The sequence below is a fragment of the Exiguobacterium sp. TNDT2 genome (genome assembly GCF_003331145.1).
Taxonomy (GTDB): Bacteria; Bacillota; Bacilli; order Exiguobacteriales; family Exiguobacteriaceae; genus Exiguobacterium.
In genome coordinates, this window is record NZ_QLVE01000007.1 from 1 (window position 1) to 15,392 (window position 15,392).

General features: G+C 52.3%; 14 protein-coding genes. 1 reads left to right on the plus strand and 13 read right to left on the minus strand.

Going from position 1 to position 15,392, the window contains the following annotated elements:
* Positions 1 to 315: 315 nt before the first annotated feature.
* The 5 genes from DPV68_RS05780 to DPV68_RS05800 all read right to left on the minus strand — a co-directional run bounded on the left by DPV68_RS05780 (position 316) and on the right by DPV68_RS05800 (position 3,524).
* A complete protein-coding gene (locus tag DPV68_RS05780; RefSeq protein ID WP_114165845.1) occupies positions 316 to 498 on the minus strand; it encodes a hypothetical protein in 183 nt (60 codons plus the stop codon).
* A gap of 208 nt (positions 499 to 706) precedes the next feature.
* Positions 707 to 1,060 carry a flagellar protein FliT gene (locus tag DPV68_RS05785; RefSeq protein WP_114165846.1) on the minus strand — a complete coding sequence of 118 codons (354 nt, stop codon included), beginning with the start codon at positions 1,058 to 1,060 and terminating at the stop codon, positions 707 to 709.
* On the minus strand, positions 1,057 to 1,431 hold the full coding sequence (gene fliS, locus DPV68_RS05790; protein ID WP_114165847.1) for a flagellar export chaperone FliS: 375 nt from the start codon (positions 1,429 to 1,431) through the stop codon (positions 1,057 to 1,059). Before fliS ends, DPV68_RS05785 begins: the two co-directional genes overlap by 4 nt.
* Positions 1,432 to 1,445: 14 nt before the next feature.
* Positions 1,446 to 3,155: a flagellar filament capping protein FliD gene (gene fliD, locus DPV68_RS05795; protein ID WP_114165848.1), complete on the minus strand. Its 1,710-nt coding sequence runs from the start codon at positions 3,153 to 3,155 to the stop codon at positions 1,446 to 1,448.
* A gap of 12 nt (positions 3,156 to 3,167) precedes the next feature.
* The gene (locus DPV68_RS05800; protein ID WP_114165849.1) at positions 3,168 to 3,524 is read right to left on the minus strand and encodes a flagellar protein FlaG; all 357 of its coding nucleotides are present in this window, start codon (positions 3,522 to 3,524) and stop codon (positions 3,168 to 3,170) included.
* Between the two features lie 421 nt (positions 3,525 to 3,945).
* Between DPV68_RS05800 and DPV68_RS05810 the strand changes: the two genes are divergently transcribed.
* Entirely contained in the window at positions 3,946 to 4,782 is an 837-nt protein-coding gene (locus DPV68_RS05810; RefSeq protein ID WP_114165851.1) for an endonuclease, read from the plus strand.
* Positions 4,783 to 5,222: 440 nt separating this feature from the next.
* On the opposite strand, the gene DPV68_RS05815 is transcribed toward DPV68_RS05810, so the two are convergent.
* From DPV68_RS05815 to DPV68_RS05850, 8 genes are all read right to left on the minus strand, one after another.
* Entirely contained in the window at positions 5,223 to 6,521 is a 1,299-nt protein-coding gene (locus DPV68_RS05815; protein ID WP_114165852.1) for a flagellin N-terminal helical domain-containing protein, read from the minus strand.
* Between the two features lie 233 nt (positions 6,522 to 6,754).
* Positions 6,755 to 7,693, minus strand: a complete 939-nt coding sequence (arcC, locus tag DPV68_RS05820) for a carbamate kinase (protein ID WP_114165853.1) — start codon at positions 7,691 to 7,693, stop codon at positions 6,755 to 6,757.
* Positions 7,686 to 9,089 carry a YlbE family protein gene (locus DPV68_RS05825; protein WP_114165854.1) on the minus strand — a complete coding sequence of 468 codons (1,404 nt, stop codon included), beginning with the start codon at positions 9,087 to 9,089 and terminating at the stop codon, positions 7,686 to 7,688. Before DPV68_RS05825 ends, arcC begins: the two co-directional genes overlap by 8 nt.
* A complete protein-coding gene (gene fdrA / locus DPV68_RS05830) occupies positions 9,082 to 10,635 on the minus strand; it encodes an acyl-CoA synthetase FdrA (RefSeq protein WP_114165855.1) in 1,554 nt (517 codons plus the stop codon). Before fdrA ends, DPV68_RS05825 begins: the two co-directional genes overlap by 8 nt.
* The gene (locus tag DPV68_RS05835) at positions 10,595 to 11,440 is read right to left on the minus strand and encodes an oxamate carbamoyltransferase subunit AllH family protein (RefSeq protein WP_114165856.1); all 846 of its coding nucleotides are present in this window, start codon (positions 11,438 to 11,440) and stop codon (positions 10,595 to 10,597) included. The genes fdrA and DPV68_RS05835 overlap by 41 nt, the downstream gene beginning before the upstream one ends.
* Positions 11,440 to 12,984 (minus strand): SulP family inorganic anion transporter, encoded by a 1,545-nt coding sequence (locus tag DPV68_RS05840; RefSeq protein WP_114165857.1) that lies wholly within the window; start codon positions 12,982 to 12,984, stop codon positions 11,440 to 11,442. The genes DPV68_RS05835 and DPV68_RS05840 overlap by 1 nt, the downstream gene beginning before the upstream one ends.
* A complete protein-coding gene (locus tag DPV68_RS05845; RefSeq protein ID WP_114165858.1) occupies positions 12,977 to 13,672 on the minus strand; it encodes a cysteine hydrolase family protein in 696 nt (231 codons plus the stop codon). The genes DPV68_RS05840 and DPV68_RS05845 overlap by 8 nt, the downstream gene beginning before the upstream one ends.
* Positions 13,638 to 15,200, minus strand: coding sequence for a xanthine permease (locus tag DPV68_RS05850; protein WP_198662250.1), 1,563 nt, complete (start codon positions 15,198 to 15,200; stop codon positions 13,638 to 13,640). Before DPV68_RS05850 ends, DPV68_RS05845 begins: the two co-directional genes overlap by 35 nt.
* Positions 15,201 to 15,392 lie beyond the last annotated feature (192 nt).

Consider the following 15,392-nt stretch of genomic DNA (forward strand, 5'->3'; position numbering starts at 1 on the left):
TTATAAAAACTTATCTTCATAATTCTCTTAAGGTATTTTCAATTCACAACTTTTTTCTTTATTAATCGTTCGACCGTTACATAGTTTCCCCTTCACCACAAACTTCAACAACGAGTACTTAAAATCGCGAAATACATAAGAATCCGTATCGTTTCATGTTCATGGGTAGTCTCTCCTTTTTATGTGACGAGTGGTGGTTGATACGACGAGCATAACGGATTTACTCACCTTACCTTGGTAATAAAAAGTATCAGGTGCACACCCCAACAAAATAAAAAACAAGGCTCGCGATTGAGCCTTGTTCGGTCTTGACATTTATCCTCTGGCTTTCAAGTCTTCTTCTTCGTACGGGTCGGGATTGTCCTCGATTGGCGCTTCTTCCTCGACGTACGCCTCGAGTTTCGGGTCCCGTTCCACGTATTCATCATACGCCCCTTCTGGACCGTAGACGAAGTAACGACGATCTTTCGCGTTCAGTTTCACTTTTTTCTCACTCATCTCGTTTCCCTCCCCTTTTCAGAACAGAAGCAACGGTATAGTGGTATTTACCCGATTTTATACGAAAACAGGCGTCTTTGCATCCCTGCCAAAAAAGTGAAGCATCTGATTTTATTGAGAAAAGGAATGGCAACGCGGAGTCGTTCTCTTTACCTTGTTAAAACATTGTGAACGCAGAAACGCCCGAGAGCGCGTGCCCTCGAGCGTTTCATGTCTGTTGGTCAAATAACCCTGAGAAGTTCGAATCGACGTCTTCATACGGGTCGACGTACGACTTGACCGTCTTCCGTTCCTGACGAGTCGTCCCGAGCGTCATGCCGAGCCGTTGATGCTCGGCCTCGATTAAGCGGGCGATCTGTTGACTGTCGTCGACGAGCTGACGGATGACGGTCTGATCGGCCGCTGCTAAATCGGGACCATGTGCCGACAGCAATTGCTCACGGTCGTCGAGCAATTCGTGGATTTGGTCCATCCACGTATCGTATGTCGGCTCTTCCGGTACTTGCGCCAACAAATCCTTCAGCCGTTGTGTTTTGAGAATGATCTCATCGATCGATCTCATCCTTGTTTCGCGAGCTTCATCGCTTCCTTCCACGTGTCGCGGAGCTCCGTCGTGAAGTCGAGCACCTCATCGAGGATGGTCGTATCGTTCTTGACGTTCGCATCGACGAGACGGCGCCACAAGTACTCGTAGAGCGAGTCTAAGTTTGCCGAGATGGCGATGTCTTTATTGAGCGTCAGACGAAGCTCTTGGAAGATCGCTTGTGTCTTTTGGATGTTCGTGTTCTTTAAATCAGGATTTCCTTGCTCGAGCGCGAGTTTGGCGAGACGCGTGAACTTGAGCGCTCCGTCATACAACATGAGCGTGAGTTCCTGTGGATTCGCGGTCGTGACCGCGTTGTTTTGATATGCTGCATATGGATTTGCTACCATGTAAATTCCTCCTCTTACATCCCGCCGCCCATGAACTGTTGCAGTGAGGCGGCTTGTGAATTTGCCTGGTTCATCGCCGTCTCCATCGCCGCGAAGCGACGGTAGTAGGCGTTCTCTTTATCGACGAGTAAGTCGTTCAGTCGTTGGATCCGTGTATCGATTTGCGTCATCTCACGACCCATCGTGTACGTCGGTGCCCCGGCCCCATCAGCACCGGCAATCCGAGTGATGGATGTCCGTGAACTCGTCGCCGCGTCACGGATTTGTGGCAATAGCCCTGTCTTTTCATCAGTGAACAGTTTATATACTTGTTCCGGGTCTTTCTCGATGGCGGCCTTCAGCTTCTCTTCGTTCAGCTCGATTTTACCGCCGTTCGTGAAGTCAGAACCGGTCGAAAGACCGATTTGGAACAGCTGTTGCATCTCTTTATCGTTTGTCGAAGACGTCGCGCCTGACCATTTGCTGCGAAGCGTGTCCATCGTCCCGCGAAGGATCGTGTCGCCGCGGAGCATCCCGCTCATCGCTTTCTCTTCCCACTTCTTGATTTCGTCTTCAGATAATTCATCACGCTGAGCTTTCGTCAGCGGTGCAAACGTACGGAATTTCTCTTCCCGCACTTTCTTGTTCATCAAGTCGATCGTCTCATTATATTTATCGACAAAACCTTTGATGTTATCGAAGATTTTTTGTGTGTCGGTGGCAGCGGAGAGTGTGACTGCACCTTCAGTAGCTGTGAAATCTGACTTTAGGGTGATGGTCATATTGTCAAATGTGACTGTATTTGTTTGACGATTTACCTTGATTCCATTGACAGTAAAAGATGCATTGGTGGCTAATTTATGTTCACCAGTTGCGAAATTTAGTGCCGTCTTCAATTCATCGTCAAACTGAATGACTGAATCAGTTCCTGTATTTTTAGTCGAAATAGAAATTTGTCCAGTCGACGGCTCCAAAAATGCAGATAGCCCACTATCCTTACCATTCAATTGGCTCATCAAATCTTGAACGGTGGCATCAGCAGCAAGTTCAATTTTCTTATAGTTTCCTGATTCTGAAGATTTATACTGCATCTCATAACCAGTACCTTGTGAATACTGTGCAACGACCCCGGCAGGAATCTTTCCGTCTTTAAAATACAAATCGGTAGTAACCTCTTGTTTGACAGTTAGTTTTCCGGTAGCCGCATCATAATTAAAGTCATTGATTTCAATTGGGTCCCCGTTTTCAAATTCCAGTTTGATACTTAATGGGTCCAAGTTTTTCCCGACAATGATTTCAGTTGCTTCTTTTTCGACATGAACACGCTTTTGTCCAGCGACGAGTCCATTTAAATCCGATAGCTTTGTCGCAGCGGAAATTTGTTGGTTACTTACAGTCAGTGGTTTGACAACTGCAGATGCCGATGTCGCCAATTGTTCAACAGAATCGATGCGGATGGCTGTATTCCCGCTTGAAGGTCCAGCGACCACCGCTACGCGTGAAGTGTCCGACGAACTGGCTGTCTTCGCATAAAAGTTCCGGCTAAACGTCAAATCGACAGCGCTATTACGAAGCGTCATGAGCGAGCGGTTAATTTCACGATATGCATCACGTTTCCATTCGGTCGTCTGTTTTTTTTGCTCGAGCTTGTCGACCGGCGCACGCTCTGCCTGCATCAATTGCTTGATGATTGTATCAGTATCAATTCCACTGGCGAGTCCGCCGAATCGGATTGGTGTCGTCATAATATACCTCCTTTATACACGTTCATCGAAGAGCTGATTGAACTCCATGAACGCGGCGAAGAAGTCAAGTGACTTCTTGCTTGGAATTTCGCGGATGACTTCGTTGTTCGTATCCACGATTTGAATATAGTAGTCATTTAATTTCTCATGTTTCATAAACTTTAATCCAGTACGTTGTTGTTCGAGTACTTGATTCGCCTTCTCGACGGCCGCCTCTAACTTGGTGACGTGTTGAGGCGTCGGAAGAATGACGATGCCTTCGTCGGCGAGCTTCGCTTGATTCGCTTCGACGAACACGTTTTTCGTTTGTTCATACGGCAAAACGGAAGAAGGTAGGTGAAGCCGGACTTCTGAAATGGTCGGGTTCATATGTGTCTACTCCTCTAATGATTGTTCTCATGGACTATATCGGTAAAAGTTAGGCTAGTTTATAGTACTTTGATGAAATGGTTCTCGTTTCTCTGTTTCTAAATAGGTAAGTTGAGTCTGTAATTCGTGAAATTGTACAGCTAGCTGCACTCGCCTCTCGTCACTACATGTCGTCGCTTCGATTGCGACGGATCGCATCGTCTGCAATACATCCTCAACTTCAGCTAATCGTTTTTGTTCGGCATAAACCGTTTCTAATTCAGCAATCAGGTCCTCAATCATTATGACACCTTCTCTCATTCTATATATCGACTTGTCAATCAAAAACTTGATATGAGCTAATGAATTATTGAATCAGGTCGTTCAAATAAATCGGGAATACTTCATGTGAGGAAACTAATCTACAAAGGAGAGAATCAGAATGGATTGGGAAGGATTATTCGACGAACATGTAGCGATTCTAGTGGCTAGTATTTTAGGAGATGGAGAAATCACGAAGTGCTATCCATATGATCGACGGGTGAACAACAGTTACCGGGAGCATTTCGGGATGGGACAGTTAAGTTATCGCCAATGGAAACAACAAAAGCTATCTGATTTATTGTACTTACGAGGGAATAATCTCGTGTCGCGCTCCATTCCTCTGATGACGAAACTCTTCCCGCTTTTTTATCCGAATAATAAGAAACAGATTCCGTTTGATTTGCTTGAAGATATCCATCATCCTTCATTTCTGCTCACACTCTACTTGGATGACGGCTCCCTTCTCCTCAGTAAGCGTTTCAATCATAATAAGAAAGAAATTCAATTCACTCCTCATATCGCTTTCTACTTACAAGCCTTTTCAAGACAGCAGTTGGAACAGTTAGCTATTTGGATGAAAGCACGCTATGACATTAACGTTCGAACATCAGGCACGCCGAGCGGCACCGGCTACTATTTGAAAACGACAAAAGTGACTGACACGTTCGACATCTTAAATTTATTCGAGCCTTACATTGCCGAACTACCTGACTTCATATATAAACTGTCATGGGAAACACGTCTACAGACCGAAGTAGAGACGTATAAACAAACACATCCAGACTACAAAATTCGCGTCTCCGTCCCCGCTAGACCGTATAGTGACGAAGAGATCGCTTTACTCATCAATTGGAAACAACAAGGAGTCATGGACAAAGAGATTGCCCGTCGATTGAATCGAACATACTGGTCGGTCGTTTATAAATGGCAAGACTTAAAAAACCGTGAAGCATAAGCTCCACGGTTTTTTAATATAACGTTTAGATAGTCAATTGCTATATTAACGGAGCAATTGAAGCACAGCTTGCGGCTGCTGATTTGCTTGCAGATGCCCATATTTTTCAATATGGTCCAGACTATATCTTCACCCTTTTACAATACTAATATAGTATAAATTATTATTGTAAGATAGGGGCTGGGCACTTCCCTCGCCGTTTACGAGGTACGGATCTCATAACCATGGACGTTATGTCGGTAGGTCGTTCATCCTAGTCGTTGAACCTTCATCACAGTTTCCTGACAGATGCTTGGCTGCTGATTGTCCAATCCCTTCCTTTTTTCAAAACGTTCACGCTCACCGTTTCCAGTCACGTTGTCGTAAGGAGGGCTCTAAGGAGTCCCAGCAATTCACCCAGTTGTACTCTTATCCGTTACCAGATAAGACGCCCGTAAATCTTACCGAAGAAGTTGAAGAACCGCTTCTGGTTGAGATTTAGATTGAGCCAACATTGCTTGTGATGCTTGGTTGAGGATGTTGTTCTTCGTGAAGTTCATCATCTCTTTCGCCATATCTACGTCACGAATGCGTGATTCGGCAGCTTGAAGATTTTCTCCAGCGTTACCTAAGTTAGAAATCGTGTGCTCTAGACGGTTCTGAAAAGCACCTAATTGTGAACGTTCAGCAGAAACTCTTTCGATTGCTTGGTTAATTACTTCAACAGCTGCAGTAGCATTTTCGTGAGTAGACACGTCTAGTGCCGCCTCAGAATTCGCGTTAGTAGTACCATTTGTGACATTGACCGTTGCACCGAAAGTAGCATTAGCATTAGTTGCACCAACACCGTTAGCTGCAGCACTAGCAGTGCCTGAAAGGCCTAACGCTTGTGCACGCATATCCGCTACTGTAATAGTCATCGATTGACCTTGGTTCGCACCAATTTGGAAATTAGCAGTGAATTCATTACCCTCTCCACGAACTTCAGACACATCTGAGAAACCTAAAGCGTCAGTAACAGCTGCAGTAGATCCTGTCAAATCAACTTTTGCATCCACACCCGTATTAACTGAAGTAATAATAAGTTTTGTGTCTGCAGTATTTTTGGTTATTGTGAATTGTTGACCTCCGTGTGCAGAACCATCGAATACTGCATCTAAATCACTTTGTAAAGCAGTTGCTACTGCATCAATATCAGCTGTAGCATCTAATGCTGATAAATTATCTAGTCCTACCGCTTGACCGTTCAATACAATACCTGCGTTAGCGATTGAAGAGAAATCCGTAGCCGTGAAATTATCAGCTGCAGTTTTTTCAGCCGCTAAAGCTCCTGTACCACTTTGGCCGCCATTGAGGAGTTTTTGTGTGTTAAATTCAGTAGTATTACCGACGCGATTGATTTCAGATGTCAATGTATTCATTTCTTTTTGGATTTCATTACGGTCAACGCCGACATTCGTATCGTTAGCTGCCTGTGTAGCAAGTTCACGCATGCGTTGAAGAATCGAGTGAGTTTCGTTCAATGCACCCTCAGCGGTTTGAATCAATGAAATTCCATCTTGTGCGTTGCGTGACGCTTGATCCAAGCCACGAATTTGTCCACGCATTTTTTCAGAGATTGCAAGACCAGCTGCATCGTCGCCCGCACGGTTGATACGAAGACCTGAAGATAATTTCTCCATCGATTTACCTGTTTGAGTTGAATTAAACGTCATGTTCCGATGAGCGTTCATCGCATTTAAGTTGTTGTTAATAATCATTGTAATTTCCCTCCATAGGTTTAAGTTTTTTCCACTCTTCCAAATCCATTTGTCCGAGCATACAAGGTTTAGGCCGGCCCCTCACCTTGTATTAGTTGGAACGTTTTATCGTTTCCATACTCTATATCGGAGTCATACTCAATCTGTTTAGCGTTTTTCAAAAAAAGTTACACGTTTTGACTACTTGTATTCAATCCGCATAGAAAAACGACCCATCACTGGGCCGCTCCTCCTCACTTTACAGCTGTTCTCGCTTCATCCACAAACTTCGTTCCCGTCTTCCCTTCAATCGCCTCACCGGCTCGCTCAAGCGACGTGATGATTGCTTCACGCCCGAAACGAGATGTCACGAAAGCGAGTGCCGACTCGACTTTCGGCAACATACTGCCGGCTGGGAATTGTCCGTCCTCGATATACCTCTGGGCTTCTGCGACCGATATCCGTTCCAGACCTCTCTGCGTCGGTTTCCCAAAATCGACCGCAACTCGATCAACCGCCGTCAAGATGAACAACACGTCGACATCAAGTTCACGCGCGAGCAGTTCGCTCGCCCGATCCTTGTCGATGACCGCATCAACCCCAACCAGACGCCCAGCTTCATTGATGACCGGTATTCCTCCACCGCCACCGGCAATGACGACGTGACCTGCCGCTACAAGTGAACGAATCACGTCCACTTCAATGATCTCAATCGGTTCCGGCGACGGGATGACGCGACGATAGCCACGTCCACTGTCTTCCACAAACATCATGCCTTTCTTCTCGAACCGACCGGCCTCATCTTTCGTATAAAACTGTCCAATCGGTTTAGTCGGATGCCGGAACGCCGGGTCGTCTTTCGCGACAAGCGTCTGCGTCACGACCGAGGCTACCGCTCTCTCGATCCCACGCCGACCCAACTCTTCCCGGAGCGCTTGCTGCAAGTGATAGCCGATATAGCCTTGGCTCATCGCGACGGCCTCCGCCATCGGGACGTCCGGTTGCGCATCTGTCTCGTCGAACACTTGATGAATCATGCCGACTTGCGGCCCGTTCCCGTGCGATAAAATGACGGCGTGGCCGGCCTCGATCAAGTCAACGATCGAGCGCGACGCTTCCCGGACAAGTTCGAGCTGTTCTGTCGGACTGTTGCCGAGGGCATTCCCGCCGAGGGCGATGAGTAACTTAGACATGGCTGACCTCCTCTGAATACGCTTTTAACGCTTTCGTGAAACAGTCGAGCGGTGGATGGACGATCCCGGCCCCGACTTGACCGACACCGGCCTCGCGGTGCGCCATCCCGGTATTGATGACCGGCAGGATACCCGTCTCGATCACTTTACGGATATCGATGCCGAGCGGTGTACCGCGGAAGTCGAGCGTCGGGATCGAGTACGTGTTGTTCTCGTCTTCTGTGATTGTATACATCGATCGTGAATAGTCGAGCGCGTCCTCGACCGCTCCCCCGACGAATTGCACAATCGCCGGCGCTCCGCCCATGGCGAAGCCGCCGATACCGAGCGTCTCCGTGATGGCGCTGTCGCCGAGGTCCGGTGCCGCGTCTGTCGGCTCGAATCCTGGGAACAACAACCCCTCGACAAAATTCGCCGGTGCCGTGAACCATCCATCAAGACCGCTCACCCGGATCCCGAAGTCGACACCGTTCCGAGCCATCGTCGTGACGATCGTTGAACCGTTCACGCCGTGCCCGGCGTCGAGCGACGCCTTCGCCGCTGGCATCGACAAGTTGAGGAAGTAATGCTCGTTCTTTTGGATGAAGGCGAGCGCCTGCTTCCGGACGTCCTCGTCGAGATCCGCTTCTAGGAACGCCGGCATCATGTCCCGGAGGAACAGGCTCGTCGCCGCCTTGTTGCGGTTGTGACACTCGTCGCCCATATGGAGCGCCTGGGCGATCAATGTACGCAAGTCGACCGGGCCCGACACCTCGAGCGCTTTTTGAAGCGCCGGCATGTACACGTTCTCGATCCATCGTAAACGATCGAGCACTTCACTTGAGAACGCCCCGAAGCGGAGCACTTTCCCGAGCCCTTCGTTGACCGTGCAGTACGCCCGGTTCCCGTCCGTCACGTTCTCGATGATATGGACCGGCATCGACGGCGAGATGACGCCGGCCATCGGCCCGACGGCGTCGTGCTCGTGGCATGGGGCGAACTCGATGTCACCGGACGCCGCAAGTTCACGCGCCTCGGCCTCCGTCGTCGCGAGTCCTTCATAGAGAAGTGCCCCGATGACCGCGCCTTGCATCGGCCCGCACATGTCCGCCCATTCGACCGGAGGACCGGCGTGCAAGATGAGTTGCGCGTGCATCCCAGGAATCTCATAGCGGGCGTGATTGATGCCGATGAGCATCGGATGGGCAGCTTTGATCTTTGCCACCGCTTCCGCGTTCCGCTCGTCCGTCTCAGCCGTATTCAACCGGTCGAGCGCCTCGAGCAAGGCGATATCCCCGCCCGCCGGAGGCGACCAATCGTATTGGACGACGTCCGTGCCTTGTCGCTCGATATCTTTCGAGAACGTCGACGCCCCGATATTGATGGCGTGTAACGTTGAATTGAACCAGTTAGCCATGAATCTCCACTCCTTTTTTGACGATGGTGCAGGCGATTTCGACCGCCTCGGCATTACTGTGGGCAACGTACGCCCCGATCTGCTCGAGCCGACGTTTCTGGTCGGCATACCCTTGTTTGTCAGTCTCGGTGCCGCAGATGTACGTCACAATCGGTAAGATGCGTCCTTCCTGCTTGGCAATCGCTTGGGCTTGCTTCAACGTCTCGATCGTTTCCCCGACCGGGTCATCGTGCGAACCGTAACCGAGTTCGAAGTCGAGAAGGAGCACGCCGCACGTCGGGTCGGCCGCTTCTTTTAAAATTCGCTCGTTACGGAGCGCCGGCTCGATCATCGGATGGGGCTTGCCGACCGTGAACGCGTCATCGCCGAGGTCGACGAGCGTATGGCCTGTGCTCGTGAAGACGTCGGTCATTTTCTCATCTTTCCGTTTTGCGACGTTGCTCGTGAGCGGGCTGACCCGCCCTCGCAAAATCGACAGCGCCTCGGCCGTGAGGGTGCCCCCGCAGAACAAGCCGCGGATAAACCGCTCCGTCCCTTGCGTCCGGTGCACGACGTTGCTCCACGTTTTCGCCTCGTCCGAGACGAGCTCAACGCTCAAGTTCGGCTCGTACGTCCGGACCGCGGCGAGCGCCGCCTCGAACAATGTCGTCGTGAACGTCACGTGTGGTGGCAAGTCATCAGGCGCTTTCCCGTCAAGAAGACAGAGGACGATTGGTTTGTCGGCACGCATCACACGTTCTAGAATCATCTGTTCGACTTCTTTGGCCGGTGGTTTCGAGATGAGGACGAGCACGTCTGTCGTCTCGTCCGCGAGCAACGCGTCGATTCCTTGGCGCATCATGATGCCACCGATGTCACTCGACAAGTCGCGTCCCCCTGTCCCGATCGCTTGGGAGACACCATAGCCGAGCCGGTCGACTTGGACCATCACTTCTTGAAGGCCTGTCCCAGAAGCGGCGACCATGCCGATGCCGCCCCGTTTCACATCGTTGGCGAAACAAAGGCCGGTCCCGTTAATCATCGCCGTGCCGCAGTCCGGTCCCATGACGAACAGTCCGTTCTCGGCGGCGTATGTCTTCAAGTTACGCTCGTCCTCGACGGAGACGTTGTCACTGAACAGCATGACGTGGAGTCCGTTCTCAAGCGCCCGGCGCGCCTCACGCGCCGCGAACTCGCCCGGTACCGAGATGACGGCGAGGTTCGCTTCGGGGCTAATCTCGAGCGCGGCGTCGAACGTTTTCACACTCGTCTTCTCGCCTCGCTTCGCGCCCGCTTTCTTCGCACCGAGTGCAGCCTCGACTTCTTCCAAGATACGCGGAAGCACCGTCTCCTCAGCGCGGCAGGCGATCAATAGGTCGGCATCGGTCGCCTCGCGCGCCTCGTCCGTCATGAGCCCGACGTTCTCAAGCAACTCTTTGTTCATCGGGGTCGCCATCGAGACGATGACTTCCTCGACACCGTCTTGTTTTTTCAACTTCCCGGCGAGCGACATGAGCGTCACCGAGTCATGATACGTCTTCTTCTTCACGATCGTTTGATGAATCACGATTCCCACTCCTTTGTGCGATAATGCCGGCGTGGACGCCGACTAAAAAATCTGTCCCTGATGTCGAGCCGATGGCGAGCACACGTTTCAGCGCATCGATGTCGGTCAACGTATGAAACAAGTCGAGCACCGCCTCGTTCGTCCGTCCGTGGTACGCATGGCGGAGCATATGGTAACTGACGCGTGTCGTCTTGTCGCGGCTGAGCCGGATGACGTCGATCGGCACCTCGAGCGGACGCCCAAGCAGATGACAAGCGAGCAATCGGCCGGTCACATAATCATCACCAGCTGGCGTCAGCCCGGGTCCAAGGCCGATCAACCGGGCCAGCTCTCCTTCTTTCATCACTTGGTCGATAAACCGTTCCTCTGTGTTCCAACGGCCGCTACTCACCGCCTCGATTCGTTTCCGGTAAGGCCGAAGCATCCCGCCTTCTTTCCCGTGTACGACGAGAAACGTATACAGCGCCTCGATTGCGGCGGCGTCAAAGACGCGCGTCTTGACGCGAAGGTCGACCGGTGCCGCATCAAGCGACACCGTCAACCCGTTCTCGAACGTAAAATCTTCCCCGATGACGACGCGCGTCCCGATATCCGGGGCGACGGACCGAAAGTCGAGCGTCTCCTTCAGTCGAACCATGTCGGGCGCGAGCGGACGCCGGGGCGTGGAGACGGTGATTAAACGATCCTGTTCGATCAACTCGATGTTCAAGACGTTTTGAAAGACGCTGTGCACGTAACCGATCTGTCCGTTCAACAAGCCGACATCGAGCGTCGCATCCCGCCGTACTCCCTCGAGCCGAAACATTATGACACCTTCTCCCGTTCCGTCACGGCGTCTTCTTTCGCCCGGTACAAGCTGAGCGCGATCAAACCGGTCGCGGCGACAACGTAACCGATGGCGACGTCTAGGCCGACACCGATCCCAATCTCGGCGCTGTGGATGATGCCGAAGAAGGAGAGCAGTGCGGCGATCCCGGCATAAATGGCGGCGAGCCGGAACTTCTTATCGATGATATAGATGACGATCGTCGCGAGGAGCATCGACACCAAGATATCCGCCGATCCAAGCGTCCGCCAACCGAGATACGGGATCCCATTCGCCGCAAGCGTCGCATAGCCGACTTCTTGTGCCGACGTCCCGAGCGCACCGAGGGCGTTGTTGATTTGTGTGACGATATAACTCGCCACGAATGGCATGAGCGCGATGATGAGCGCCGGGATATGCCGTTTCTCCGTCTCCCCGAATGCCTGTGCTCCGATGACCATTGCGATATACACAAGAATCGGCAGCAAGGCGACGAGCGGAATGACCGACAAGACGAGCGGAAGTAACCCGAGGAAGGCGAGGAAGATGACCCCGACCCCTGTCGCGAGCGAGTAACCGACACGAGCTCCTGCCTTCTTCCAACCTGGGTGCCCGATGTAAATGATCATCGGGTAGACGCTACCGAGGAACGCACCGACAAGCGTGAGCAGACCTGGTACGAGCATCGTCACAGTCGTCGGATAGTGGTCCCCGTCCGCAGACGCACTCTCGATGTTGTCAAGACTTTCTAAGAAGTCATAAATCGCCAGCGGGATCGCGGCCGGCAAGAACGGTCCAAGCAACGCGAATCCTTCCGCGAGCAAGTCAAATCCGAAAATCGATGGGAACGCGACCGAGAAACCAGCTGCGGCCGTGCGTACTTCATTGAAGTCCATGTAGCCCGTCGCCCAAGCGAGCACCATCCCGACGGCGATCGCCATGAGGCCAGCAGGCATATTTCCCGGGAGGCGTTTATGGGCGAGCCAACCGGCAAGCACGATGACGAGCGTGAGCAGTCCGATGTAAGGTGTCGTATACACCTGTCCGAGCGGGTTCATCGCGATATACGTCAGCGCGATTCCTGCGAGTGAGGCGAGCATCGCCGAACGAGGGATATATTTTTGGATGAACGGTCCGATGAACGCACCGATCGTCATGATGAGACCTTGGACGATGTTCCAGGCGACACCGACCGCCCAGGCGATCATCCAGTCGTTCGTCTGGACGTACACCGGGAGCATGACGGCGAACGCGACGACGAAGTAGTGCGGGACACTGATCCCGTACGGCATCGCCGTGACGTTGTCGCGACCTTCACGCTGCGACAAGCGGCGGGCCTGGATGGCGAGAATGATCCCGCCGAGCCCGACCGCGACCGCCGTCGCCGGGACGATTTTCCCGTAGACGATGTCGCCCGGCATATTGATGGCGAAGACGAGCAGTCCGATCGCCGCCAACAAATTGGTGAGCACGTTACTGAATAAGCCGAAGAATCCGTTCAAATCCCCTTTGACGAACCATGGGGTGACGTGTCGGTCATTCATGGTCTTCTCCTCCAATCGCGTTCAAGAACTCGCTAGACGGTGCCGTCCAGCCGAAGATGCCTCCTTGTTGATGGATCATGCGAATCGAGTCCTCGTGGTCTTTCGGGTCGAACGCCGCTGAGCAGTCTTCGAGCAAGAGGCAGTCGTAGCCACGGTCGTTCGCTTCTCGGATCGTCGTCTGGACGCAGACGTGCGTCGTCACACCGCCGACGAGAAGATGCGTGATGCCATTTTGCTTCAACACTTCGTCAAGGTTCGTGTTGTAGAATGCCCCTTTCCCCGGCTTATCGATAATCGTCTCTCCTTCAAGCGGTTTCAACTCATCGACGATGTCATGGCCGTACTCACCGCGGACGAGGATGCGTCCCATCGGCCCTTCGTCACCGATCCCGGCGCCTTGCTTCTTGCCACGGTTCAACTTGCTCGGCGGGCAATCCGACAAATCCGGCAGATGTCCTTCTCGCGTGTGGATGACCGTCATCCCAGCGGCTCTTGCCGCTTCGAGGACACGTTGCGTCTGCGGGATGATCGAGCGGGTGAGTGTGATATCGTTCCCGAGCTTCTCACCAAATCCACCCGGTGCGCAGAAGTCGCGCTGCATATCGATCAAGACGAGCGCCGTCGATTCAGGGCGGAACGTGAATGCATATGGTTTAGCTTGCATGGTCATTTCGGTTGTCGTGTTCATGGTTAAGTCCTCCTAGTTGATGGGTTGATTTATGTTTTCCGACGAGATAAAACAAGATGCCGATGAGGAGATAGCTGAGGGCCATGCCGTTGTTGACGGCAAAGCCGACCGCCTCCTCATGGATGATACCGAAGAAAGCGAGTGCCCCTGCGATGAGGCTTGTGAACGAGGCTTTCGTAAAATCACGGTCGATGATGAAGACAAGAATACTCGCCCATAGGACGCTGACGAGGATCGCGCCCGTCCCTAGCGCGGACAGCCCTTCATAGTTGAGACCGGCCGCGAGGATCGAACCGTAGCCGACGCTCGCCGCATCCGTTTCGGCCGCGTTCAATGCCGTATTGACGATATTGTGCCCCCAGTTCGCGACCCACGGGATGATGGCCAAGATAATGGCGGGAGCATAGCGCGGGTTCGTTTCCTGGAACGCCTGGGCACCGATGACGAGACCGATATAAATCAAAATCGGCAAGATGGCGACGACCGGGATGATGGCGTATAACACGGAGATGATGCCGAACCAGGTCAAGACGAGGATCGTCACGCCAGTCATCCACGAGTAACCGATTCGAGCCCCCGCTTCTTTCCACCCGGCATGGCCGATATAGACCGCAATCGGGAACGGGCTGCCGAACGAGCTCGCCACGAGCGTCGACGTGGCGTCGAACACGAGCGCTTGTCGCGTCGGATACTTGTCGCCGGCGACTTCCGCACTCTCTAGATTGTCGATCGTCTCCATGAAGTTATAAATGCCGAGCGGCACGGCCGATGCGAGGAACGGTAAGGCGACTGCCCAACCGTCGATGAGCCGTGTGATCGAGAACGTCGGGGCCGATAAATCGACGGCAGCGAGCGAGGCGCTCACTTCGCGCACATCCATCACCCCGCTCACCCACCCGATCAACGTCCCGATGACGATCGCGACGAGGCCGACCGGGAGGCGGAACGGCATATTCACTTTCCCGAACCAGCCGAGAAGAATGATGCTAAGCGAGACGAGACCGATATACGGGACGTCCCATGTGTCCATCGCCGGTGCCATGGCGATAAAGGTGAGTGATACCCCCGTCAGTGTTCCGAGCATCGCCGGGCGTGGTAGCCATTCTCTGATTTTTGGACCGATGAGCGAACCGCTCATCGCGATCAACCCGTTGACGAAGCACCAGACGAGCCCGGTCGTCCAAGCGAGATACGGGTCTTGCGTCTTCCAATACACAGGACCCATGATCAAGAAGACGATGAGGAACATGTGCGGGACGCTGACCCCGGTCGGAAGCGCCGTGACATCCGTCCTTTGTTCCGCTTTCGACAAACGGATTGCCATGTACGTGTAGAACAGACTGCTGACGAAAATCGATAAACCGACGGCCGGCAAGATCTTGCCGTAGACGAGCGTCACCGGCAGACCGATGGCGAGATGTAATAGCCCCGCCATGACAAGTAAATTCGTTAAGTTGTTGGTGAAAAGTCCGAAATAACCGTCCACATCTCCCCTTGTCCAATACTTGATTCGAAATGGTGAGTCCATAGGCGTGACCTCATTTCTAAAGGATGACTGCAAATTCGCGAATATTTGGTACACCCATAAGATAACACCGACTCTTTTATCAATCATTGTCAATAGAATACGAATGAAGCGCTTTCAATTTAGCATTTGTTGATAAATACTCCACAAACGGCTCAACCACGCTCTTTTCAAGTCGAGTCGTCTATAAGTTGT